This window comes from Streptomyces sp. TRM68367, from assembly GCF_014495685.1.
Classification (GTDB): Bacteria; Actinomycetota; Actinomycetes; order Streptomycetales; family Streptomycetaceae; genus Streptomyces.
Genome location: NZ_JACTVI010000022.1, coordinates 25,067 through 48,490, shown reverse-complemented (window position 1 = coordinate 48,490; position 23,424 = coordinate 25,067). Strand labels below are relative to the sequence as shown.

The 23,424-nt window shown below is 70.5% G+C and carries 23 protein-coding genes and 4 pseudogenes; 13 read left to right on the top strand and 14 right to left on the bottom strand.

Going from position 1 to position 23,424, the window contains the following annotated elements:
- Window positions 1-54: 54 nt before the first annotated feature.
- From H8R17_RS17005 to H8R17_RS16995, 3 pseudogenes are all read left to right on the top strand, one after another.
- A pseudogene (locus H8R17_RS17005) lies at window positions 55-829 on the top strand (methionine adenosyltransferase); the annotation flags it as partial.
- Window positions 830-880: 51 nt separating this feature from the next.
- Window positions 881-1,390, top strand: a pseudogene (locus H8R17_RS17000) (methylenetetrahydrofolate reductase); the annotation flags it as partial.
- Between the two features lie 23 nt (window positions 1,391-1,413).
- Window positions 1,414-1,637 (top strand): annotated as a pseudogene (locus tag H8R17_RS16995) (adenosylhomocysteinase); the annotation flags it as partial.
- A gap of 91 nt (window positions 1,638-1,728) precedes the next feature.
- On the opposite strand, the gene H8R17_RS16990 reads toward H8R17_RS16995, so the two are convergent.
- Together H8R17_RS16990 and H8R17_RS16985 are read right to left on the bottom strand one after the other, a co-directional pair.
- Entirely contained in the window at window positions 1,729-2,040 is a 312-nt protein-coding gene (locus H8R17_RS16990) for an AzlD domain-containing protein (protein WP_187824039.1), read from the bottom strand.
- The gene (locus tag H8R17_RS16985; RefSeq protein WP_187824038.1) at window positions 2,037-2,864 is read right to left on the bottom strand and encodes an AzlC family ABC transporter permease; all 828 of its coding nucleotides are present in this window, start codon (window positions 2,862-2,864) and stop codon (window positions 2,037-2,039) included. Before H8R17_RS16985 ends, H8R17_RS16990 begins: the two co-directional genes overlap by 4 nt.
- Before the next feature lie 390 nt (window positions 2,865-3,254).
- Between H8R17_RS16985 and H8R17_RS16980 the strand changes: the two genes are divergently transcribed.
- Window positions 3,255-5,021: a hypothetical protein gene (locus H8R17_RS16980; protein ID WP_187824037.1), complete on the top strand. Its 1,767-nt coding sequence runs from the start codon at window positions 3,255-3,257 to the stop codon at window positions 5,019-5,021.
- Window positions 5,022-5,496: 475 nt separating this feature from the next.
- On the opposite strand, the gene H8R17_RS16975 is transcribed toward H8R17_RS16980, so the two are convergent.
- The 8 genes and pseudogenes from H8R17_RS16975 to H8R17_RS16950 form a co-directional block, all read right to left on the bottom strand.
- Window positions 5,497-5,724, bottom strand: a complete 228-nt coding sequence (locus H8R17_RS16975; protein WP_187824036.1) for a hypothetical protein — start codon at window positions 5,722-5,724, stop codon at window positions 5,497-5,499.
- A 142-nt stretch (window positions 5,725-5,866) separates the two neighbouring features.
- The gene (locus H8R17_RS16970; protein ID WP_187824035.1) at window positions 5,867-6,532 is read right to left on the bottom strand and encodes a hypothetical protein; all 666 of its coding nucleotides are present in this window, start codon (window positions 6,530-6,532) and stop codon (window positions 5,867-5,869) included.
- Between the two features lie 83 nt (window positions 6,533-6,615).
- A complete protein-coding gene (locus tag H8R17_RS16965) occupies window positions 6,616-6,999 on the bottom strand; it encodes a hypothetical protein (protein ID WP_187824034.1) in 384 nt (127 codons plus the stop codon).
- Between the two features lie 35 nt (window positions 7,000-7,034).
- Entirely contained in the window at window positions 7,035-7,607 is a 573-nt protein-coding gene (locus H8R17_RS16960) for a pyridoxal-phosphate dependent enzyme (RefSeq protein ID WP_187824033.1), read from the bottom strand.
- A gap of 499 nt (window positions 7,608-8,106) precedes the next feature.
- Window positions 8,107-9,801: a 2-isopropylmalate synthase gene (gene leuA, locus H8R17_RS16955; RefSeq protein ID WP_187824081.1), complete on the bottom strand. Its 1,695-nt coding sequence runs from the start codon at window positions 9,799-9,801 to the stop codon at window positions 8,107-8,109.
- A gap of 320 nt (window positions 9,802-10,121) precedes the next feature.
- Window positions 10,122-10,320: pseudogene (locus H8R17_RS46785) on the bottom strand (thymidine kinase); the annotation flags it as partial.
- A 61-nt stretch (window positions 10,321-10,381) separates the two neighbouring features.
- Window positions 10,382-10,513, bottom strand: coding sequence for a hypothetical protein (locus tag H8R17_RS46780; protein WP_262505309.1), 132 nt, complete (start codon window positions 10,511-10,513; stop codon window positions 10,382-10,384).
- On the bottom strand, window positions 10,506-10,733 hold the full coding sequence (locus H8R17_RS16950) for a hypothetical protein (RefSeq protein WP_187824090.1): 228 nt from the start codon (window positions 10,731-10,733) through the stop codon (window positions 10,506-10,508). Before H8R17_RS16950 ends, H8R17_RS46780 begins: the two co-directional genes overlap by 8 nt.
- Before the next feature lie 258 nt (window positions 10,734-10,991).
- Between H8R17_RS16950 and H8R17_RS45710 the strand changes: the two genes are divergently transcribed.
- The 5 genes from H8R17_RS45710 (at window position 10,992) to H8R17_RS16930 (ending at window position 15,176) form a co-directional block, all read left to right on the top strand.
- On the top strand, window positions 10,992-11,231 hold the full coding sequence (locus tag H8R17_RS45710) for a hypothetical protein (RefSeq protein ID WP_223125148.1): 240 nt from the start codon (window positions 10,992-10,994) through the stop codon (window positions 11,229-11,231).
- Entirely contained in the window at window positions 11,224-11,466 is a 243-nt protein-coding gene (locus H8R17_RS16945; RefSeq protein ID WP_187824032.1) for a hypothetical protein, read from the top strand. The genes H8R17_RS45710 and H8R17_RS16945 overlap by 8 nt, the downstream gene beginning before the upstream one ends.
- A 267-nt stretch (window positions 11,467-11,733) precedes the next feature.
- Window positions 11,734-12,900, top strand: a complete 1,167-nt coding sequence (gene rsgA / locus H8R17_RS16940; protein ID WP_187824031.1) for a ribosome small subunit-dependent GTPase A — start codon at window positions 11,734-11,736, stop codon at window positions 12,898-12,900.
- 390 nt (window positions 12,901-13,290) lie between these two features.
- Complete coding sequence (locus tag H8R17_RS16935; protein ID WP_223125154.1) at window positions 13,291-14,691, top strand: DNA-3-methyladenine glycosylase 2 family protein; 1,401 nt, start codon at window positions 13,291-13,293, stop codon at window positions 14,689-14,691.
- Entirely contained in the window at window positions 14,688-15,176 is a 489-nt protein-coding gene (locus tag H8R17_RS16930; protein WP_187824029.1) for a methylated-DNA--[protein]-cysteine S-methyltransferase, read from the top strand. Before H8R17_RS16935 ends, H8R17_RS16930 begins: the two co-directional genes overlap by 4 nt.
- 9 nt (window positions 15,177-15,185) lie before the next feature.
- On the opposite strand, the gene H8R17_RS16925 is transcribed toward H8R17_RS16930, so the two are convergent.
- Together H8R17_RS16925 and H8R17_RS16920 are read right to left on the bottom strand one after the other, a co-directional pair.
- On the bottom strand, window positions 15,186-15,557 hold the full coding sequence (locus H8R17_RS16925; RefSeq protein ID WP_187824028.1) for a PPOX class F420-dependent oxidoreductase: 372 nt from the start codon (window positions 15,555-15,557) through the stop codon (window positions 15,186-15,188).
- Between the two features lie 86 nt (window positions 15,558-15,643).
- The gene (locus tag H8R17_RS16920; protein ID WP_187824027.1) at window positions 15,644-16,135 is read right to left on the bottom strand and encodes a DUF456 domain-containing protein; all 492 of its coding nucleotides are present in this window, start codon (window positions 16,133-16,135) and stop codon (window positions 15,644-15,646) included.
- Between the two features lie 983 nt (window positions 16,136-17,118).
- Between H8R17_RS16920 and H8R17_RS46775 the strand changes: the two genes are divergently transcribed.
- Complete coding sequence (locus H8R17_RS46775) at window positions 17,119-18,588, top strand: protein phosphatase 2C domain-containing protein (RefSeq protein WP_399476845.1); 1,470 nt, start codon at window positions 17,119-17,121, stop codon at window positions 18,586-18,588.
- Window positions 18,589-18,757: 169 nt separating this feature from the next.
- Here H8R17_RS46775 and H8R17_RS16910 read toward each other — a convergent pair whose 3' ends face one another.
- A complete protein-coding gene (locus tag H8R17_RS16910; RefSeq protein WP_187824026.1) occupies window positions 18,758-19,381 on the bottom strand; it encodes a TetR family transcriptional regulator in 624 nt (207 codons plus the stop codon).
- Window positions 19,382-19,707: 326 nt separating this feature from the next.
- On the opposite strand from H8R17_RS16910, the gene H8R17_RS16905 reads away from it, so the two are divergent.
- Entirely contained in the window at window positions 19,708-19,986 is a 279-nt protein-coding gene (locus H8R17_RS16905; RefSeq protein WP_187824025.1) for a hypothetical protein, read from the top strand.
- 545 nt (window positions 19,987-20,531) lie between these two features.
- Window positions 20,532-21,023: an ATP-binding protein gene (locus H8R17_RS16900; protein ID WP_187824024.1), complete on the top strand. Its 492-nt coding sequence runs from the start codon at window positions 20,532-20,534 to the stop codon at window positions 21,021-21,023.
- 96 nt (window positions 21,024-21,119) lie between these two features.
- On the opposite strand, the gene H8R17_RS16895 is transcribed toward H8R17_RS16900, so the two are convergent.
- Entirely contained in the window at window positions 21,120-22,163 is a 1,044-nt protein-coding gene (locus H8R17_RS16895; protein WP_187824023.1) for a DUF2637 domain-containing protein, read from the bottom strand.
- Window positions 22,164-22,602: 439 nt separating this feature from the next.
- Between H8R17_RS16895 and H8R17_RS16890 the strand changes: the two genes are divergently transcribed.
- Window positions 22,603-23,406 (top strand): GntR family transcriptional regulator, encoded by an 804-nt coding sequence (locus tag H8R17_RS16890; RefSeq protein ID WP_316959423.1) that lies wholly within the window; start codon window positions 22,603-22,605, stop codon window positions 23,404-23,406.
- Window positions 23,407-23,424: the final 18 nt, after the last annotated feature.

The window sequence follows — 23,424 nt, the reverse complement described above, 5'->3', positions numbered from 1 at the left end:
CCCCGCAGAGCTCTCGCAGCGCTCGCAGAGCTTTCTCAGCAGAGGAGTAGCCGTTTGTCCCGCCGCCTGTTCACCTCGGAGTCCGTGACCGAGGGTCACCCTGACAAGATCGCCGACCAGATCAGCGACACCATCCTCGATGCGCTCCATCGGTGCGCAGTCCCCGGACATCGCGCAGGGCGTTGACACCGCGTACGAGAAGCGCGTCGAGGGTGCCGCCGCAGGTCAAGGAGGCGACGAGCTCGACCAGCAGGGCGCCGGCGACCAGGGGCTGATGTTCGGCTACGCGTCGGACGAGACCCCCGAGCTGATGCCGCTGCCGATCCACCTGGCGCACCGCCTGTCAAAGCGCCTGTCCGAGGTGCGCAAGAACGGGACCGTCCCCTACCTGCGCCCCGACGGAAAGACCCAGGTCACCATCGAGTACGAGGGCAGCCGGCCGGTACGTCTGGACACGGTGGTCGTCTCCTCACAGCACGCCAGCGACATCGACCTGGACGCGCTACTGGCCCGTGACATCCAAGAGCACGTGGTCGACGCCGAGTTGAAGGAGCTCACCAAGGAGGGCATCTCCCTGGAGACGGATGGCTACCGGCTCCTGGTCAACCCGACCGGCCGCTTCGAGATCGGCGGCCCGATGGGCGACGCCGGGCTTACCGGTCGCAAGATCATCATCGACACCTACGGCGGCATGGCCCGCCACGGCGGCGGCGCCTTCTCGGGCAAGGACCCGTCCAAGGTCGACCGCTCGGCCGCCTACGCGATGCGCTGGGTCGCCAAGAACGTCGTCGCCACCGGGCTCACTAGCCGCTGCGAGGTCCAGGTTGCGTAGGTCACCGACGGACTCCAGGCCGCGGCCGACCGCGGGGTCCGACGGCAGGTCCGCCTTGTCAAGCAGTCCGGCCAGTTCCGTGTGGGTGTGGCGGCCTTTCCCGAGAAGCATCCGCGTTCTCCGGACTGGGAGTCCGAGATCCGGCACTTCGTGGCCAAGTGCTGGGCGGGCGCCGACTACGCGATCACGCAGATGTTCTTCCATGTGGAGGACTACCTGCGGCTGCGTGACCGGGTGGCGGCCGTGGGCTGTGACATCCCGATCATCCCCGAGATCATGCCGGCCACCGACGTACGCCAGATCCGTCGCTTCGCCGAACTGTCCGGCGCGGCCTTCCCCGAACACCTGGCCCACCGCCTGGATGCCGCGCGTGACAGCCCCTTGGGCAGTCACCGCATCGGCGTCGAGTACGCCACGGCCATGGCCGAGCGGCTGCTCGCCGAGGGCGCGCCGGGGCTGCACCACATCACCCTCAACCGCTCGACGGCAACGCTCGAGATCCACCAGAACATCCTGCACTCAAGGAGCGCACACCATTTCCTCGCAGACCACCGCTGACTTCACGGTCGCCGATCTTTCCCTCCAACTCCTTCGCGGACCAGACCCTGGCCCAGATCGAGCTGTTCACCAAGCCCGAGGAGTACCCGACCGACGTCTACATGCTGCCCAAGTACCTGGACGAGAAGGTCGCCCGCCTCCACCTTGACGCCCTCGGCGTGAAGCTCACCGAGCTGCGCCCGGAGCAGGCGGACTACATCGGTGTGAAGGTCGAGGGCCCTACAAGTCCGACCACTACCGCTACTGAGGACAACCGCAGCGGCCCCGGCCCGGGATCACCGGGTCGGGGCCGCTGTGTGCCCGGAACATGCCGAAGCAGAGGTCGCCGCGAGCAAGGTTCATGCAGCCAGGTCGAGCCACCTCAGGCCGGCGGTGGTGGCGGCTGCGGCCACCACAACGACCAGGAAGGGTGCGCGGCGCCACAGCGCGACGCCCGCGACGACGAGTCCGGCTGCGCGGGCGTCGAGAGTGATCTGCTGCTGGTCGACAAATGTCTGGGTGGCTATCAGGGCCGCGAGCAGTGCGACCGGCACCACGCCCGCGACACGTGCGACGGCCGGCCGGCCGAGCGTGCTCTCGGGAACCAGCAGGCCCACCATTTTGAGCGCGAAGCACGCGGCCGTCGCCAGGAGAATCCAGGACCAGCTCATGAGGTGCCTCCGTGTACGGCCGAGCCGCTTCGCCCCGAGGGCTCGTCATCGGGTGGGCTATCCGGAAGGCCGCCGTCGAGCGGCTCGCTGTCGGATGCACTGCCGTGCGCGCTCCGGTTGTCGCGGCGCCGGTCGCCGTCGGGCGGCAGCAGTGACACGCTCAGCGCCATGAGTCCGGCGATGAGCACCGGCAGACCCGACCCGAGGAAGGGGGACACGGCTATCGCCACCACGCTCGCCAGTACGAAGACCAGTTGGCCCGCACGGTCGCGCAGCCTCGGCGCCACCAGCGCCAGGAACGCGGCTGATGACGCAGCGTCGAGCCCGAGCGCCTTCGGGTCCGCGAGCAGCGAACCGGCGAGGGCTCCGATGAGGGTGGTCACGTTCCAGCACAGGAACACCACGGAGCCGGTGACCCAGTAGGCGTAGCGGCTTGCCGACGGGGTCGGCTTGGCTATCGCCATGGCGGTGCTCTCGTCGCTCAGCAGATGGGCCGCCGGCAGCAGTGCCTTCCCGCGCAGCTTGAGCAACGGCCGCAGGCTCACCCCGTAGAAGACGCTGCGCACTCCGAGGAGCGTCGCCGTTGCGGACGCCGCCAGTCCGCCAGCACCCGCCGCCAGTGCGCCGACCAGGGCTAGTTGGGCGGAGCCTCCGTACAGGAGGAGAGACAGGAACTGTGTCTGACCGACGCTCAGCCCGCTCGAGACGGCCAGCGCTCCGTAGGACAGCCCGTAAGCGCCGACGGCCAGTCCGACGCCGAGGGCGTCCCGCAGGAGCTGCCTCCTCTCCTTAAGCGTCAGTCGGTCGTGCTCTTCGCTCGCCAAGACGTTCCCCTTCCGACGGGCTGCAGCGCGGAGCGGCCCTGAATCCGAGTATTCTCATGGCGTCAGGGATGGTACCTAACATGACTCGAGACAGTCATTCTCGTGGTTCAATATGACTCACGTTTGTCGACTATTCTTGTGCGCTCTTCACCTCACGGGCACCTGTGCACGCGGAGTCTCCACCGGGGGCACGAAGCACGGCTCGGCCCGACGAGGGGTGGTTGGCGCATGGGCGGGTAGGGGCGCGAAGGTCTTGCCCCACGTGGCCCTTACCGGGGACGAGCACTACTCTCGGGCCTCATCCGTGCGGTCGTGACGTCCCGGACTCGGGGGGAGTCGCAGACGTTCCGCTGCCACCTCCGACAGAGCAGAGAATGGACGGATAGGACCATGGTGCGGAAAAGCAGCGTGGCCGAGTACTACCAGGCACTCGAGAGGCATGCGCGGGGCGGCCCCCAGCCGGGCGCGGTCGGCTCGGCTGGTCCGGCCGACCTGTCGACCGCTGACCTACGACAGACGGGCGAGCACGATGTCGCCCTGATGCTCATGCTCGCCGCGCTGTGTGCCCGGATGGACGGCGGCAAGTCGATCGCCCCGGCGCTCCGCGCCACCGCCGAGAGGTACGTCAACTCCTCCTTCCTCTATACGGGGCGCATCCTGCCCCGGGCGCAGGAGCTGATCGATCTACTCGACCGCGCCGTGGACGAACGGGCACCGGAACTCCTCGCGGAAGCGGCCGACCACCTCAGCCAGGGCTGGGCCGACTACTCGCAGTCCGTCTTCCCCGCCGCCTTCGCCAGGCTCGCCGAAGGACTCGGTCTCGGCCTGACCCAGGAGGACTTTTCCGAGGTCTCGTTCGTCCTGTGGAAGCAGGGGCTGGCCGCAGCGGCGGCCGACGACGCGGAGCGGGCGCTGCCGTGCTTCGAGGCGTCGCTGGACCGGTATCGCACGTACGGCTACTACGCCGACGCGGCCTGGCTGCACACGGACGTGGTCATCAACCATCTACTGGCCGGCCGCATGGAACAGGCGGTGGCCAGCGCGGAGGCACAGCGGGACTACGTGGCGGAGGTACTCGCCGCCCATCCACCGGTGGAGAGCGCGGAGGGCGAGCCCTACGCCTTTCACCTGGGCGATGTGCGCAGCGGCAACTACGGCACGTTCGTGGAGTCCTCCACCCTGCGGCCTCGCGCGCTGACCAGTCGCGACCGGGACCTCCTCAACCGTTATGTGCGGACCACCGATTTCCTCATCGCGGCCTGCCGGTACGGGGGGCGCCGGGACTTCGACGCGGCGCTCGACGTGTTCTCCCACGGGTGGACCACCTACCAGACCTCACCGTATCCGAGGATCTTCCTGCGGCTCGCCGACCGTTACATGAACAACAGACACGCCTGGAACGTGCACCTCACCGCGTATGAGGAATGGCACCGGATGCTCCGCGGCTACCGGGCGCGGATGAAGCCGCACACACTGATCGACACCGCGGCGACCCTGCATGACCGGTTCGTCTACGCGGGGCTCGGCACCTATGCGGCCATCGTCCTGCTCGACACGGCGATCCTGCACGCCCGGCTGCACGGCAGACACGACGCGGTGGAATGGGTCGCCCGCTACCTGCGGGAATTGAGGCCCCTCGTGCCGGACCTGCTCAGTGCGGTGGGCGACTACCTACAGGCGCCGGAGGGCTGGGAGGGCCAGCGGCCGCTCAGCCGGTACACCAGGCTGCGTGCGGCTCACCTGGTACCGGACTTGTTCAACATCGGACTCGACGACACAGCGGCGCCCGACCTTGACCGCATCGAGGTGGTGCTCTACGGGCTGCTCCTCTCCCTGGACGGCATCACGGTGTACGAGAACACGCCGCAGTCCTTGATCGACATCCTCAGAGTGCTCGGTGACGATCTCATGCGGAACCGACCGGGCCAGGAGGGGGAGGCACCCTTCCTGGCCGCGACCGAACTCTCAGAGCGCACGAACCGCACGATCGCGGCGATCGCCCAGACCGTGCGCCGATTCAGGAATGCATGCAAGGAGATCTTCCAGGAGGTCGCCGAGTGCGAGCCGATCCCCGACGCGGTCATCCAGGGGCGTCCGGGATACCGGATGAACCCGGCCACGGTTCAGCGGTTCGTCGAGTACCCCTTCGACGCCTGAACCACGACCCGTTCCCTCGTATCGCTTTCTTTGGCTTCTTCTTACTTGGCTGCTCTTGCCCCTGCTCCTGCCTCTCGGACACCAGCCTGGCAATAACGTAGATATTCAAGACGCGTACCCAAAACTTTCAATGGGTGGCATACATTTCGGAATCTGCGCACCGTCTGGGTCAGTGCCGCGGGCGAGCGTTTCGTCCGCCGGGAGAGTTCCGCTGCCGACCACGGTGACCCCTTCAAATGACAGGAGCTTCCCGTACCGCACGACTTCCAACCGGTAGGACCCGTGTTGTGAATCATCGCCGAGACCGATGGAGAGGGACTCGGGTGCCAGATAGCCTGCACGCAGACCGATATATCTGCTGAGCTGCCTCTGCCCTTCGACACCGAACGGCGCCTCAAGACGGCTCCGAGGGGTTCCGGAACGCGCGGCCACAGGCCCGGAAGGTAGCGCGTGATCCACTCGATTATATCCCCTCTTAGGTCCGCAGCATGCGGTGCCAGCCCTCATACGCAGTGAGGTGAACATTCCAGTCGCCGGCTCCGACGTGGTAATGGTTCGCCAACTCCTGGAACAGCTTCGGATACGGAGACTGCTGGAACGTCGCCCAGTTGTAGGAGAACACGTCGAGTGCGGCGTCGAAATCACGGCCTGCCCCGTACTGGCAGGCCGACAGGAGGAACTCATTGGTCCGGACGTACCGCATGAGCGCGCACGGTCACGGTCTGTCAGCTCAGTGGGCCGCAGCGCGGAGGACTCCACGAACGTGACGTAACCGCCGCTGCGCACATCGCCCAAGTGGAAGACATAAGGCGCTTCTTCGGTCGTGGTGAGGGGAAGATAATCTTTCAGGATTCCCTCCACGTGGACCCGCTGCCACTCCAGCACAGCGAAGGCCTCATCCTTCCGGCCGGCCAGCAAATGGGATGACGAGGTCTGTATGAAGCCAGGCCGCATCCGCGAAATAGCGATACCGCTGGTAGTGGTCGAGTGCTGCCCTCGAACAAGGGCAACGCCTCGTCCGGCTTGTTCGACACAGCCGCCTCGAGTCCACGCCGCCACAGGACGAACACCTCGGAAAAGTCTCGGGTGTCCAGGTCGAGTGACAGTTCCTCGGCAAGCCTGGCGAACGCGCAGGGAAAAATGGAGTTCAAGTAGTCCGACCACCCCTGGCTGAGGTGGTCGGCCACTTCTATGAGGAGTTCGGGGGATCGCTCGTCCACGGCCTGGTCGAGCAGGTCGACCAGTTCCTCGGCGCGCGGCAGGATGCGCCCGGTGTAGTGGAAGGAAGAGGAGACGTATCGCTGGGCAGTGGCGTGCAGGAGCGGGGCGATGGACCCGCCGCCATTGAGGCGTTCGCAGAGAGCGCCAAGGAGCAGAGTGACAGCGACGTCATGCTCCTCGGCCTTCCGCAGATCGGCCGGGGCGATATCGGCCAATTCTGCAACTGCGGCCCGGGAGTCGCCGAGAACGATCCTCTCCAGCTCACGGTAGCCGTCGACTGCACTGCCCATCTCTACTTTGGCCCTATCTACCTTTGTTTTCCGAATCGGGGGACGACCCCCTGCCACTCACTGTGGCCAGATTGGCGCTCTGGTCAGGCGCCGCCTGTGCGCCCGGTCTCCGCCGGATGTAAGGTCTCACCGATCTTTTCGATCCACGAATCGCTGTAGACCGTGCTCTCATATTTCTCCCCGCTGTCCGCGCAGATGCACAAGGCATCGGTGACGTCGGGATGTTCGCTCAGGTATCGCATACAGGCCGCGACGACCGCGCCTGAAGAGGCTCCGAGGTGGATACCGGCTTCCGCGAGGACCTGCCTGCAGTAGAACGCCGCTTCACCGACACTCGTGTAGGAATAGTGGTCGATCAGCGATTCCTCGAGGAACGAGGAGCGGCGGCTGGCACCGATTCCGGAGAGGTGCCGCCGGCCCGGCTGGCCCCCGTAGGCGACGGAACCGTTGATGTCCACGGCCACCATGCGGGTGTCGAGGCCGCGCTCCCGGAAGCACTGGCTCAGGCCGGCGAACGTGCGCCGGTGGATACCGCTGCGAACACCGCCTGGGGCGGTGTCACCATCTGATCGAGGATCTCCGGCCCGGTCATGCGGCGATGTATGTCGGGGTTCAGGGGACTGTCGTACTGATTGACCCAGACGTACCGGTCGTCGGCTGCAAGCATTTCCTGCACCTTGGCCAGGCGCGACAGCAGGTAGCCACCGGATGCGTCGACCTCGTCCACCATCACGATCTTGGCGCCGAGGTCACGGAGGCGATCGCGGCACTCAAGGGTGCTCATCGGATCGAGTACCGCCGTGAAGCCGATCCGCAGATACCTCGCCATATTGGCGAGCGCCAGCCCCAGGTTGCCCGAGGTGGACTCGAGCAGCTCCACGCCGGGACGAAGTTTCTCCTCCTGGTGCAGGCCTCTGACCAGGCCGTAAGCCGTACGGGCCTTGATCGACCCGGTGATGTTGTGCCCCTCGAGCTTCAGCTTGATCGTGCGATCGCGCCCCTCGACGTTCAGCGTCACCGTCTTGATCGGGGTGAGGCCCAGCAGGGCCTCGAAGCGTTCCAGGTAGTGCTCCATCGTCCCTCACGTCTGTCTCGCCTGATGGCAATGGGTCATCCGCCGCCCGTCATCAACTTCACGTCATTCAAGACAGGCTGGATGACAGCCGCGGGTCATAGTACGTAGCAGCCATGACCCGCAAAAGAGGTATCTCACGATCTGGGCCGCCTGTGGGGGCCCGCCGAAGAGGGGGCGTCCTGGACTTCGCAGGGGGACCATCGCCGGATGAACGGCAAGCGACGTGGCGGGACTTCGACCGCCGGCAGGCCGGCGGCCGACGAGGTGAACACGGCGGGGGTGCTGGCTGGGGTGGCGCCGTCGAGAGGGACATGTGTCATGCCGGGGCATGTGTCACGCCGACCGGACAGGCAGGAGCCCCGAGTTCATCGGGGCCCTTGAAGAGGCCGAGAGGCCAAGAGGCAGCGGGAGCAGCGCTGTTGCCCGAAGGTGCCGGTGAGGTGGGTGAGGTGGTGCTCCTCCGGGCCGGACGCACCACCTCGAGACCGCTTCCCTGCGGTCAGTCCGCCACGGCCCGGTTGACGGCTGCCATGACAGCGTGGACCGACGCAGTGAGGATCGAGGTGTCCTGGCCCGCCCCCCAGTGGGTGCTGCCGTTCACCTCGCACTCGGCATAGGCGACGGCCGGGCTTCCGGGACCGGTCGTCATGGCGTGCTCGGCGTAGTTGCGGATGTCGACGTCCACACCGGCAGCGCCCAGGGCGTCCGCAAGCGCCGACAGCGGACCGTTGCCGGTGCCACGCAGGTCGCGCTCCTGTCCGTCAACAGTACGCAGGGTGCAGGCGAACTCATGGACACCACGGCCAGTTTCGCGGGTCTGCCAGGAGGTGAGCACCGTGGCGCCGTCCTGGGACGGTGCGATGTAGGTGGCGAAGAAGAGCTCCCACAGGTCCTTGGGGCTGAGCTCCTGGCCGCCCGCGTCGGTGGCCCGCTGCACCGTCCGGGCGAAGTCCGGCCTCATGGCCCGGGGCAGCTCCAGGCCGTGGTACGTCTGGAGCAGGTGGGCGATTCCGCCCCTGCCCGACTGTGAGTTGATGCGGATGACTTCCTCGTACGTGCGGCCGATGTCACCCGGATCGATGGGCAGGTACGGCACCTCCCACGGAGCTTGGTCCGCCGGAACGCCGAGTGCTCCGGCCTGTTCCGCGTGATGGGCCAGGCCCTTGGCGATCGCGTCCTGGTGAGTGCCGGAGAACGCGGTGTGCACGAGTTCGCCGGCGTAGGGGTGACGCGGGTGCACCGGCAGCCGGTTGCAGCTCTCGACGACCTCGCGCACCGCGTCGATGTCGGAGAAGTCGATCATTGGGTTCACGCCCTGCGTGTACAGGTTGAGGGCCAGCGTGACCAGGTCGACGTTCCCCGTGCGCTCACCGTTGCCGAACAGGCATCCCTCCACCCGCTGCGCCCCGGCCAGGACCGCCAGTTCGGCACAGGCGACGCCGGTGCCGCGGTCGTTGTGCGGGTGCACCGAGAGGACGACCGCGTCGCGTCGGGCCAGATGGCGGTCCATGTACTCGATCTGGTCCGCGTACACGTTCGGGGTGGCGATCTCCACCGTCGCCGGCAGGTTGTGGACCACCGGCCGGTCCGGGGACGCCTCCCACAGGTCCGTGACGCTGTTGCAGACCTCGAGGACGTAGTCGGGCTCGGTGAGGTTGAAGACCTCGGGCGAGAACTCGAAGCGGATGTCGGCGCCGGGGCGTTCCTCGACCCGCCGCAGCAGATGGGTCGCGGCATCGAGGATCATCGCGTGCAGCTCCGTGGGGGATCGCTTCAGCACCACGTCGCGCCACGTGGGTGCTGTGGCGGTGTAGAGGTGCACCAGGGTGCGCGGCAGCCCTTCGATCGACTCGACGGTTCGGTCGATCAGGTCGTGGCGGGCCGGGGTGAAGGCGGAGATGGTCACGTCGTCGGGCACGGCGCCGCTGGTGGCCAGGTGGCGAACGAAGTCGAAGTCGGTCTGGCTCGCGGAAGGATAGCCGACCTCGATCTCCTTGAACCCCATGGCGACCAGCAGATCGAACATACGGCGCTTGCGCTCGGTGTCCATCGGCTCCGCCAGGGCCTGATTGCCGTCCCGCAGGTCCACCGGCACCCACAGTGGGGCACGTTCGATCCGGCGTGCGGGCCAGGTGCGGTCGGTCAGCGGCAGTGCGACCCGCTCATGCGCGGGGCGGTACCGATGGTGCGGCATGGAACTGGGGCGCTGCGTGTTCCAGTACGGGGCGCCGTCGGGGACGGGCAGGGAGGGGGTGCGCAGACTCGGGAACAGCGTGGTCTTGGAGGTAGCCAAGAGAGGACTTCTTCCTTCTGGTCAGCCGTCAGGAGACCGGCACGCCTCAGCACCCGCTGCGGAGTGCCGGTCGTGTCAGACCCCGCAGCGGCAGCCGAGAAGAAGGAGAGCGCGCAACAACATGTAGGGGACAGTAACCGCACTGCAGGCCCGCGAACAAGGCGAGTTGTCAAAGTGAGCACAGCATGAAACGGTGACGCCCGCACCCAAGCGTCGGTGGTCGGCAGCACGTCCGGCGACAGCGCCGCTGCCCGGGCCGCGGCGCCGATCAGCCGCTTGCGGGGGGTGAGGCCAGCACAACTCCTCATAGCCGGCTTTCTCGCTCGGCCGGTCCACAGAGCAGACGACGGCCTGGGCGCCCTCCACCACCAACTCGCTCTCCACGCTACGGGCGTTGTGCGTGACCCGCGCCCCGCACCACTTCCACCGGTTGCGACCACGGGGAAGAAGCCGAGCCGACGGCCACTCCCCACAACTGAGGTCAGACGCCGAGCTGATCATCTGTCAGTGAGCCGCCGCCTGTCGCGGCACCGATGGCCGAAAGGCACCGTATCACCTCAACCACATCCGCGTCGGTCAGCAGCGCCCCGCGTTTGCGCAGCCACTCACTCACGGACCCGCGCCTCGTCACTGTCGGCGAGGAAGCCCCCGCGCCCTTCTCGAGCGGCGTCCTGCTGCTGGAGCCGGTCCTCGATGCGGAGGGCGACCGGGCCGGCGAGCTGGCGCAGTTGCTCCTGGCGGAACAGGCGCTGCTCGTGCAGGTTCTCGCGCAGCGCGGCAAAATCCTCGGCCGACAGGTGCGGCGTACTGTCGACGATGATCTGGTGGTTCACCACGTCACCCCTATCTCATGGCGCGTGCGGAGAAGTACCTGGCCGAAGCCCGGGAGCACTTCATGGAAGAGGTGCATCCCGGAGGTACGCTGATCACCCGCGGCTCGGGCGGATACGTGAAGTGGGGGACGTGGGCCGGACATCGGGCAACGCCACGCTCGCGGCGACGCTTGCTGAGATTGCCGTGCCTGCCTGGCGCTCGTCTCCGAGGCCCCGGTGGGCCGTTTCCACGTCGCGCGACAGCGCGGTGGCAGCCCGGTGGCGTTGTCTGCCTGGCGGATCACGACTGACGATCGTGTCCTGGCCGATGCTCTGGCTGAGTTGTACGGCGGCGTGCCAGAAGCATCGGGTCCAGCCGGTGGCTTCGGCTACGAGGTGCTGACCCGGCGAGATGTTGTCTCTATCTCGATGCACGGTGCTCAGTCTCTTGCGTTCCGCATGGTACTGAGGGGGGCGGGAGAGAGTTTCATGTTTGTGATGGTGGTTCCATTTGAGTGACCTTCCCGAGGCGGGAACGTTCCAACTTGTCTCGACTTCCTGGGAGCTCGCGGAGTCTCTTCCCTCGCTGGAGCATGCCTTGAACGAGGCGGGCGACCCGGCGCTGTGCGTACTTCGCTATGAACTGGTGGAGTTCACTACGCGCTCTGGCGTAGAGGTCAGTTACCGAAAGCCGGTGGTCGAGGTCGTCGGGCACTTGGCTGGCGGGCAGGAAGGCGTCCGCCTTGCAGCGTGAGGTTCCGCTGCAGGCCGGGGCTTCTCGGCGGAAAAGAGTTGGTCTGCCGCCGAGACGTGCGGCTAGGGTTACCTTGTCCCAAGGCGGCCAGTGGCCGCCGCTGTTGACTGAGCGCGATTGAGGAGGTGTGACCGATGGCTGTCGTTGAGATGGGCGCTGCCCGCATCCGGAAGTTCATTCAGTCCACCTCCGTGGCCTCCGGCTGACCTCACTCTTCTCCGCGCCCCTGAGCGCGGTGCCGGGGCCACCCTTGTGAAGGGTCCCCCCTTGTCTCTCTCTTCTCTCGCGGGGTCGTCCTCGTCTTCCTCGCATCCGCTCGCCCCGTTCGGCTGGGATGCGGACTGGGAGGCCGAGTTCGCCCCCCATGCCGGGCAGGGACTCCTGCCCGGCCGTGTCGTACGGGTCGACCGTGGCCAGTGCGACGTCGTCACCCCAGCCGGAACCGTCCGTGCCGACACCGAGTTCGTCGTCCCCCGTGACCCAATGAAGGTCGTGTGCACGGGGGACTGGGTCGCGGTCGATCCTGAAGGCAGCGATCCGCGGTACGTACGGACGCTGTTGCCTCGCCGTACCGCCTTCGTGCGCTCAACCTCGTCCAAGCGTTCCGAGGGCCAGGTGCTGGCCACTAACATCGATCACGTCGTCATCTGTGTGTCGCTCGCGGCCGAACTGGACCTCGGGCGCATCGAGCGGTTCCTGGCGCTGGCCATGTCCTGTTCGAGTGGTGAGGCACCGCTGCATGAGTCGGCACTCTCCTGGGAGTCCGGCGCGCAGCCGGTGGTCGTGCTCACCAAGGCCGACCTCGTGCTGGATCCGGTGACCCGGTCGTACCTCGTCCAGGACGTCGAGACGAGCGCGCCGGGCGTGCCGGTGGTGCCTGTCAGCGCGCTGGGCGGGGACGGGCTCGACGCGGTCCGCGCGATCGTCGGCGGCGGTACGTCCGTGCTCCTCGGGCAGTCCGGCGCGGGTAAGTCCACGCTGGCCAACGCGCTGGTCGGCGCGGACGTCATGGATGTACGGGCCACCCGTGACGCGGACGGCAAGGGCCGCCATACGACGACCACGCGCAACCTGCTGGCGCTGCCCGGCGGAGGCGTCCTCATCGACACCCCCGGGCTGCGGGGCGTCGGCCTGTGGGACGCCGGCACCGGCGTCGGCCAGGTGTTCGCCGAGATCGAGGAACTGGCCGAGCGCTGCCGCTTCCACGACTGCGCACACGAGAGCGAGCCGGGCTGCGCGGTACAGGAGGCCATCACGTCCGGAGAGCTGCCGGAGCGACGGCTCGCGAGCTACCGGAAGCTGCTGCGGGAGAACCAGCGGATCATCGCGAAGACGGACGCACGGGTCCGCGCGGAACTGCGCAAGGACTGGAAGCGGAAGGGAGCCGAGGGGCGGGCGGCGATGGAGGCGAAGCGCGCCCGCTGGCGCCCGTAACTCCGTAGCGTAGCCGCGGGCAGCCGCGCGGCTGAGGCGACACCCACCCGGGCAGCGGCACCGGCGACCCGCGTGGCTGCGGGCGGTCGTGTCGCGGGGCGGTGGCCACCCGGCAGCGGTTGCAGCCGGCGTAGCTGCGGGCATGCGTGCCGCCCGGGGCGGCACGGGTGGGCGCAGCGGCACCCCGTCAGCGCCGGGCCGCGCGACCTGCTCCCGGCCAGCCGCAACACCGGGCCCCCGGCAATCGCGGTCCGGCTTGACGCCGTCAAGCCGTGGGCGCGGCGGCACCCCGCCGGCGCGGGTGAGCGAAGCCCACCCCCGCCCAGCCCCAACGCCACGTCCGATTTCCGCCAGCGGTACCTTCACCATCGGCGGAGACTGGACAACGTGATGGACGAAGACAGCAGGTACGAGGCCGTGCGGAGCCGGGACGCCCGGTTCGACGGGGCGTTCTTCTTCGCCGTCGAGACGACCGGCATCTACTGTCGGCCCAGCTGTCCCGCCGTGACGCCGAAACGGCACAACGTACGGTTCTTCGCCACGGCCGCCGCCGCGCAGGGCTCCGGCTTCCGGGCCTGCCGGCGGTGCCGGCCGGACGCCGTGCCCGGCTCGGCCGAGTGGAACACCCGCGCGGACGTCGTCGCCCGGGCCATGCGGCTCATCGCCGACGGCGTCGTCGACCGCGAGGGCGTCGCCGGACTCGCCGTACGCCTCGGCTACAGCGCCCGGCAGGTACAGCGGCAGCTCACCGCCGAACTCGGCGCCGGCCCCGTCGCACTCGCCCGCGCCCAGCGGGCGCACACCGCCCGCATCCTGCTGCAGACCACCGACCTGCCGGTCACCGAGATCGCGTTCGCGGCGGGCTTCGCCAGCGTGCGGCAGTTCAACGACACGATCCGCGCCGTGTACGCGGCGACCCCCAGCGCACTGCGCGCCGCCACACCCAAGAACGGGACGGTCCGGCGTACGGCGACCCCGTCCGCCGGTATCCCGCTGCGGCTCGCGTACCGCGGCCCCTACCCGGCCGGGCCCGTCTTCGACCTGCTGGCCCGCGAGGCCGTACCGGGCGTGGAGGAGGTGAGCGGCCCGCCCGGCGCCCGCACCTACCGGCGCACCCTCCGCCTGCCGTACGGCACCGGCATCGTCGCCGTCGAGGAGAAGCCCGGCGCCCCGCGGACCGCCTCCGGCGCCCACCCCGGCGGCTGGCTCGACGCCCGCCTGCACCTCACCGACCCGCGCGACCTCACCACGGCCGTGCAGCGGCTGCGCCGGCTGTTCGACCTCGACGCCGACCCGTACGCCGTCGACGAGCGCCTCGCCGCCGACCCCCGGCTCGCCCCGCTGGTCGCCGCGCGGCCGGGCCTGCGCTCACCCGGCGCCGCCGACCCGGAGGAACTCGCGGTGCGCGCCCTGGCGGGGCGGCCGCAGGCCGAACGGCTCGTACGGCGCTACGGCAAGGCCCTCGACGCCCCCTGCGGCAGCCTCACCCACCTGTTCCCGGAACCGGCCGTCCTCGCCGCGGCCGAGCCCGGCACCGCCACCGGCGCGCTCGCCGCCGCCCTCGCCGACGGCGCCGTACGCCTCGACCCGGGCGCCGACCGGGACGACGCGCAGGCGGCGCTACTCGCCCTGCCCGGCATGGACGCGGCCACCGTCGCCGCCGTCCGCACCCGTGCCCTCGCCGACCCGGACGTGGCCCCGCCCGGCCGGGACGTCCCCGACAGCTGGCGCCCCTGGCGCTCCTATGCCGTACAACACCTGCGCACCGCAGGGGAGTGGGAGACACGATGACCGCCCCGACCCACTGGACCGAGATCGACAGCCCGCTCGGCCCGCTGCTGCTGACCGCCGGCCCGGACGGAGTCCTCACCTCCCTGTCCGTGCCCGGCCAGAAGGGCGGCCGCACCGTGCGGCACGGCTGGCGGCACGACCCCGGCCTCTTCCGCGAGGCCGGGCAGCAGCTCGCCGCGTACTTCGCCGGCGACCTCAAGGAGTTCCGGCTGCCGCTGCGCACCGACGGCACCGCCTTCCGGGAGAAGGTGTGGGCCGCCCTGGACGACGTGCCCTACGGGGCGACCACGACGTACGGCGAGATCGCCGCCCGGATCGGCGCCTCCCGGGCCGCCGTACGGGCCGTCGGCGGTGCGATCGGCGCCAACCCGCTGCTGGTCGTGCGGCCCTGCCACCGGGTGATCGGCGCCGACGGGGCGATGACCGGGTACGCGGGCGGACTGGAACGCAAGGTCCACCTGCTCCGGCACGAGGGCGCCGGGTAGACGTCTTCCTCAGCCGTCTTCCAGACCCCAGCTGTGGATCCACCGCGGACGGATCCGGATGAGCTCCTCACTGAAGTGCGGCCCCAGGTCGTGCGGGCCGGTGAGGAGCTCGGCCTCGCCGCGGATCTCGATGCCGCGCACCGTCCACGGGCGCACGCTGACGATGTCGTCGACCACCAGCGCGGCCTTCGGGTTGCGCTGCAGGTTGCGCCACTTCTTCGTACGGCCCATGGCATAGCCGCCGATCAGGATCGTCCCGTCGTCCTGCGGGTAGAAACCGACCGGGTTCGCCTGCGGCTGGCCCTTGGGATCCACCGTGGCCAGCCGTCCCAGCCGCTGCGACTTCAGATACGCGCGCTCCGCCTCGCTGAATTCGGTCATGGTGGCCAGCCAAGCACGCGCGGCGCGGGCGGCGCATCGGTTCATCGTCCTAGGGCCGCGGGTGTACGAGGGCAGGGTGCCGCCCGTCAGCGCGTGACCTCCCAGAGCACCGCGCCCAGCCACGCGCCCGTGATCAGCAGGCAGGTGAACAGTTCCGTCAGCACGCTTGAGCCGCCCGAGCGCATCGCCGTGCGCAGGGCGGCGAGCGCCTCGCCGTGGCGGCCGAGGCGGAGCCGTTCGGAGACGTAGATGCCGCCCATGAAACCGGGGATCGCGCCGAGCACGGGCACCAGGACGAAACCGAGGAACGCGCCGGCTCCCGCGTACACCGTCATCCGGCGGGTGGCGCCGGAGGCCTTCAGCCGGCGTGGCGGGAGCGCCCAGCGCACCACCTGGGAGAGGAACAGCACGACCGTGGCGCCGACCAGCACACCCCACGCGACCGCCCGCGGATCCTTCAGCGCCCACCACATGACCGCGGCCCACACCAGCCACGATCCCGGCACGCCGGGCACCAGCACTCCGCACAGGCCGAGCAGGATGACCAGGCCGACCAGCAGCAGGTCCCACACTCCCATCTGACCAGAGTGCCGGAGCGGGCGAGAAGGCGCAGGGCAGGCGGGCGTGAGTGACACCTAGGGACGGTCAGGCCGACGGGCTCCACTCGCGTCGCTCCATGGCAGCGAACAGCAGCGACAGCACCCCTGAATCGGTGACGTCGGGCCGTCCGGGCCCCTGCTCGGTGACGGCGTCCGGCAGGGCTTGTAGCGCCCGTCTGCGGGGGTGGGGCCGCCCGGCGCGCCATCTCGTATCGCCGTTCGACGGTTCACGCGACACGCGGTTCGACAGCCCGTGCGGGACCGGATTTTCCGGATGCCCCGTTTTCATCCGGCTGTCGCGGTGGACAATTAGGGGCATGAGCCAGCAGGGGGGAAGGCCCACCGGTCACGAGGACGACTGGTGGCGCCAGTTGTACGACGACTCCACCGGCGACACGGGTCCCACAGCCACGGCCGATTCCCTGGACGACCGCTTCACCTCGGCAGCCGGCACGGTGAACCGACGGCCTGCCGACGAGCGGTCCGACGCGGGGGCCGGGGTGGCCGAGCAGCGGTTCTGGGAGGGAGGGGAGGGGGGCGACGCGCGGTCTGCTGCCGGGGTCGGGGTGGCTGATGACTGGCCTGGCGCTCGGGCTGGGGTGGCCGATGGGAGGTCTGTCTCTGGGGCTGGGGTGGCCGATGAGCGCTCCGGGACTCGGGCCGGGGTGGCCGATGGGCAGCTTGACCCCAGGGACAGGGGCGCCGATGAGCGGCCTGGCTCCGGGGGTGGGGACGCTGAGGAGTGGCCTGGGCCCCGGGGCGGGGACGTCGAGGAGTGGCCTGGGCCCCGGGGCGGGGACGTCGAGGAGCAGCCTGGGCCGAAGGACAGGGTGGCTGCGGAGCGGTCTGGCTTCGGGGGCGGGGTGCCTGGTCAGCGGGGTGGCTCCGGGGCGGTCGCGCCGCGCGGGCTGGTTGGGCCGGTCGGGCAGGCTGCGGGCGGGCCGTTTGGGCAGGGCGGGGCTCTGGGTGGGCCGGTCGGGCAGGCCGAGGCTCCGGATGGGCCGGTCGGGCAGGGCGAGGTCGGTGAGGGGGGAGCTGGTGAGGCCCGAGACGGGGGCGACCGGTTCCCTCGTGCCGGGCTCGCTCCGCAGCGTGCGCCCTGGGAGCCGCCGCCCGCGACACCGTCGGGGCCGGTGACGTTCCCGCCCGGCGCGCGGCGGGAGCCGGTCACGGACCCGGCACCGCGAGGCCGTCCGGCCTCGGCGACCGACACCCCCGCGGCGGGGAAGCCCACCGCCCCGAGCGTCCCCGTCTCCCGCACGCCCCTCGACCTGCCTCCGCCACGGTCCCCGGCCCCTCCCGCACCGGCGGACACCGCGACCGACCGCGACATGACCGAGCTCACCGGGAGGGCCGCCGAAACGGACCCCGCCGGGAGGGGCTCCGCCCCCGTCGTGCCGTCCGCGCCCGCAGCCGACGACGAGCCCACCCCCTCGGTCCCTGTCCCCCTGCGCCTCGCCTCTCCGCCCCCGGACCGCGACTACGTCGGCTCGGGACCGCCCACCTACGAGGCCGAGCCCACCGCTCTGCCGGCCGCGGATCCCGAGGAGCTGGACGATCTGGTCGCCGACACCGTGCTGGACGGGGCCAGGTACGGGGCGTGCACGGTGCGTGCCGCGTCGTTGCGGGGGGACTCCGCGCGGTTCCGTGGGGAGCTGCGGCGGGACTCGCTGCTCACCGCGCGGTTCGGGACGGGAGACCAGGCGCTGGTGCTCGTGGCGATGGCGACGGGCGCGCGGGCCACGGCCGGGGCGCACCGGGCCGCCGCCGAGGCCTGTCACTGGATCGGCCGGGCCGTGGGCCGCAGCCACGCCCGCCTCGTCGAGGACATCCGGGCCGCCCGCCTCGGCGACCTCAAGTCCGGCCTGCACCGCCTCACCGACCGCAGCCTCGGCAAGCTCCGCGCCAGCGCCGTAGAACAGGGGCTGCAACCGGAGGACTACGCGGCCACCCTGCGCTGCCTGCTCCTGCCCGCCGACCCCGAATGCCGTACCCGCGTCTCCTTCGGCGTCGGCGCGGGCGGCCTGTTCCGGCTGCGCGGCGGCACCTGGCAGGACATCGAGACGGACGTCGTCGAGGTCGCCGGCGAGCCCGTCGTCGGCTTCGGCTCGCAACCGTCCGAGACCCCCGATGGCGACCGGCTCACCATGGGCCTCGGCATCCCGACGCCGCCGAGCCCGTACGAACCGGCCGAACAGCCCCGCGAACCCTTCCGCTTCCGCGCCTTTGTGGCCCGCCCGGGTGACGTGCTCCTGATATGCAGCGCGGGTCTCGCCGAACCCCTGCGCGGCGAACCCGAACTGAGCGCCCACCTCACCGACCGGTGGTCCCGGCCCGAACCACCCGGCCTCGCCGCGTTCCTCGCCGACGCCGGCGTCCGCGTCAAGGGGTACGCCGACGACCGCACGGCCGCCGCCGTCTGGGAGGCGTGACGGCGCCGACCCTGCGGCACGGCGGTGAGGATGTCCGCTCGCCCCTCGCCGAGATCACCCGCCAAGCGACGTTCGCCTCGGGCGCCGCGCCACTGGGCGCGGAAAACAGCCGTGGCTCGCCGTCCCAGCCGGCGACCAGGCACCAGGCGCCGGCCTTGGGCGGGCCGGGTTACTCCGTCAGCGCGCCCATCGCACGATCGAGCAGCACAGCGAGGGGAACGGCGCCCTCGCAGGCCACCCACCCCCTCGCGGCCGCGTCCAGGCAGGCGAGGGAGGCCGTGACCAGCGCACTCGGCCTGGGATCCTCCGGCCGGTCAGGGCCGGCTTCCAGACGCCTGGCGATCTCCGGCACCAGCAGTTCCTGCCAGTTCAATTGCTTCTCGTAGTGCCGGGCGCGCAGTGACGGGGTCTCCTGGAGCATGCGCAGATAGCTGAGTGCCTGCTCGGGTGCTCCCTCGTTCCTCCGCGTCAGGACGTCGAACGCCCGGCGCAGTGCCACCCAGGGCCGCTCGTCGTCAGGGCGGGCGGCGAGCGCCTCGGCGATGTCGCGGCCCGTGTCCTCCAGGCCGACCAGGACGATGTCTTCCTTGGTGCCGAAGTACCGGAACAGGCTGGCGCGCGACAGCCCCGCCTCGGCGGCGATCTGGTCGACGGTCGTCCGGTCGAACCCCTGCTCCGTGAAGAGCCGGAGCGCCACCGCGACCACTTCCGCCCGAACCGTCGCCCGCATGCGCTCACGCAAGCCGGGCGGCTTCGCTGGGGGCTGGGCAGAGGTGCTGGCGGAGTCGGGCATACGAGAAGAGTACAGCAACGACTCAATTTGAGACTCGGTCTCAAGGAGTATGGCTCGCGCGGGCCCTACGGCACCCACCGGCGCTCGGCGGTGTCGTACGTGTAGCGGGGCAGTCCCTCGATGGCGCTGGTGCGGAACTGCACGTCAGACGGACTGGGATGGTTCCACCGCGGCGGATCGGGCGCCGGCTGTTGCGTCCGCCCGCTGTTGCGTCCGCCCCGCTGTGACCGCTGATGCTCTTGGTGTCGCAGCGGCCGGCGCCGGATCCGGCCACCGCCGGTCACGGCCTCGTCTTTCCGGCACCAACTCACCCACGGGGTACACCCATGCCCACGCGCACCTTACCGGGCGCGTTCGCCGCGCTCGCCGCGATCGCGTCCGGTACGGCACTCGCCGCACCGGACGGCGCGGCGCCGGCCTCGCCCCGCTCGCCCGCGTTCCTCTCACCCGGCGAACTCCCGCCGCACCCGACCTCCTCCTGGACCGCGGGCGAGGTCACCGAGGGGGTCCCGCAGGAGCTGCGGCTCTGCCTGGGAGATGAGCTGCCCGCCCACGGCCACCGGTACTCCCGGTACCGCGAGTTCCGCACCGCCAAGCTCCGCTGACGGACCGGGCCACCGTGAACAGCGGGGCCGTCCTCCCGCCACGGGGGTCGGGAGGACGGCCCTGCGCCGACCGCTGGACCGGCGGCGCCCTCCGCCGGCTGCCCCGCGCCATCCGTGCGCACCACTCCGCCCCGTACTCTGCGCCCGGCACCGTCGTACTTCGGCCAATTTCGCCGCCCCGTGATCCACCCGCCCGCCGCCGCACCGCCCCGCCGTCGTGCCGGCTACGGCCGGATCGGCAGACCCGCCTCGTCGGGCCGGGCGATGCCCGGCGGTCAGAACGCCGCACGCGTGTGTAGGCGGCACGGCGGGCGCGACCGCCGGTGGGGCGCCTGCTGACCGAGCGCCGTCGGCGCCACCGGCCCGCGCGCCGCCGCGCGCCCCACGCCCGGCGCACGTGAGGGCACACCGCCGCGCACCCCGCGCATGGCCGAACACCTGGTCGTCGACGATCCGGCATGACTGCCGAACGCCCGAACGGGCATGGATCCCCGTGAACGTGTTCGAGCAGGAGGGGAACCGACATCGGCGCGCGGGCGGGGGACATGAAGAGGCATGTACGAGGGGGCGGCCCCGTGGCGATCGGGGCCTCTTCGACGAAGACGGTGGAGGACAGGACCGACAGCGTCGCGGACCGGGCGGCGGGGCCGCAGCTCCGGCGCAGACTCGGGCGGGCGGACCTGCGGGCGGTACCGGAGGCACGCACGGCGCTGCGCGAACTGCTGCGGCAGTGGGGCAGGCCCGGACGGGCGGAGATGACGGAGATAGCGGAGTTGCTCACCAGCGAACTCGTCACCAACGCACTCGTCCACACCGACGACGACGCCGTGCTGACCGCCACGGTCGGGCCCGGCGTCCTGCGTGTGGAGGTACGGGACTTCGTGACCCGCAGGCCCAGACTGCGGGTGCCGAACGCCGACGAGAGCACGAACGGCCGGGGCCTGGTCCTGGTGCAGTCCCTCGCGGACGCGTGGGGCGTGCGGCCGCACGGCGTGGGCAAGTCGGTGTGGTTCGAACTCGGCGCCGAGGCGGCCTGAACGGGGCCCGGCACGGCACGCGGAGGGGGCGTGACCAGTGCGGTCACGCCCCCTCAACCTGAGGACCGGGGCGGTCGTACGGCCGTGCCAGCCTGCCTAACCCCACTGCTGCTCAAGGTCCTTGAGCTTGCGCTCCAGGGAGTCGAGCCGCGGCAGGGCCATGGTCTCGTCCTCCGCGGTGAGGTCGACGGTCAGCGGGTCGGCTCCGCCGCTGCGTACGGGCTGCAGGGAGGGCCGTGAGCGTACGGGCAACTGCTCCGGCGGGGATATGGCAGGCTCCGCGGTGACCCGGTCGGCCCGCTCCACGGACTGCACCTCGACCTCACGTCCCCCGCCGCGGCCGACGAAACCGCGGTGGCCGCGGCTGATCGCCTTCAACTGGGCGCGCTCCAGGCGCTCCTTCTCGCGCCGCCGGTTGCGGGCCTCGTCCTTGTGGCGCTTGTCCTCGCGGACCTCCTCGACCGCCTCGTCGAGGCTGCGCACGCCCTCCAGGAGCATCAGCGACCACGCCTTGTACGTCTCACGCGGGGCCCGCAGCCAGCGCACGATGCGGATCTGCGGCAGCGGGCGCGGCACGAGACCCTGCTCGCGCAGCGCGGCCCGGCGGGTCTGCTTCAACGCGCGGTCGAACAGGACGGCCGCGGACAGGGACATGCCCGCGAAGAAGTGCGGGGCGCCGGCGTGACCGGTACCGCGGGGTGCGTGCACCCAGTTGAACCAGGCGGCGGCGAACGCGAAGGTCCACACGAGTATCCGGGAGCCGAGCGCCGCGTCACCGTGGCTGGCCTCGCGCACCGCGAGCACGGAGCAGAACATCGCCGCCCCGTCCAGGCCGAACGGGACCAGGTACTGCCAGCCGTCGTGCAGGCCGAGGTTCTGTTCGCCGAAGCCGACCAGGCCGTGGAAGGAGAGTGCCGCCGCGACCGCGGCACAGCAGAAGAGGAGGACGTAGGAGACGGTGCCGTAGAGGGCTTCCTTGCGTCTGCGGCGCTCTTCCATGCGCTCCCACGAGTCGTCCGCGTTCGCGTCCTTCCCCGCGGCGTTCTTGCCGCGCGCGAGCACCGCCACCGCCGCCAGCATGCCCAGGAGCAGGACGGCGCCCGGAAGCAGCCAGTTCAGCGATATGTCGGTCAGTCTCATCTGGGGGTCCCTTGCATTGGGATAGGGCGTGTAACGCCCGCCATAGTGGCCCAAACCCGCTGGCCCTCAGGGGGTTTCGGGGCAAGAGGCCGCCAAGGAAGTGCAAGGGGATGCCCAGGACGGCGTTCTGCTCGAACTGCCGCTTGAGGGGCGGGAGTTGAGTTCGAATAAGACTACCCGTACGGGTGGTTCCACGGAAACTTCCCGTGACACACGAGGAAGGTGTGAAATGCCCGTAACCGCACGGGAATCCCGTCCGCGGATGATCTTACGGCAGGGCGGGGCGTGGCCGTGTCCGGGGGAGCATGCAGCAGCCAAGCCTGGCTTTGCCCATGATCGCCGGGATTTGAACTGGTGGCTTGTGCGCCTAAGGTACTTGACGTGTGAGTAACAAGTCGCCGTAATGTCGCCAAGTACCGATACGTCCGGAGGAGGACCCGTGAAGCACAGCGCGCAGGGCTCCGCCGGAGTGGGGGCGGATGCTGTGCGCGGCGCGGGGTCCGCCCGGGTGCCGGCGCAGCCGCGGGCCGCTGATGTCGGCCGGCGGTCGCCGGAGCGGGATTCCGCCGCGCGCGGCGAGCACACGCACAGCGAGCCGCCCGCGCCGCGTCCGGTCGTGCAGCGGTCCTCGGTACGGGGACAGATCCTCGACGCCCTGCGTACGGCGCTGGTGACGGGTGACCTGCGGCCGGGTGAGGTGTACTCGGCGCCGGCGCTCGGGGAGCGGTTCGGGGTGTCGGCGACGCCCGTGCGGGAGGCGATGCAGCAGCTGGCGCTCGAGGGCGCCGTCGAGGTGGTGCCGAACCGTGGGTTCCGGGTGGTGGAGCGAGGTGCGCGGGAGCTGGCGGAGCTGGCCGAGGTACGGGCGCTGATCGAGGTGCCGGTGATGGTGCGGCTGGCGCGTGCGGTGCCGGCGCAGCGGTGGGCGGAGTTGCGGCCGCTCGCCGAGGTCACGGTGCGCGCGGCCTCCTCCGGGTGCCCCGCGACGTACGCCGAGGCCGACCGTGCGTTCCACCGGGCGGTGCTGGCCCTCTCCGGCAACGAGCAGCTGGTCCAGGTCGCCGACGACCTGCACCGCCGCGCCCAGTGGCCCCTGGGCGGCGCGACGCCCCCGGCCCGTGGGCGAGCGGATCTCCTCGCCGACGCCCACGAGCACACGACCCTGCTGGACGCGCTGATCACCGGCGACCTGGACCTGGTCCGCTCCCTGGTGGCCGACCACTTCACAGGCGCCACGGGCTGAGCCGCGCCGGCCGCGCGG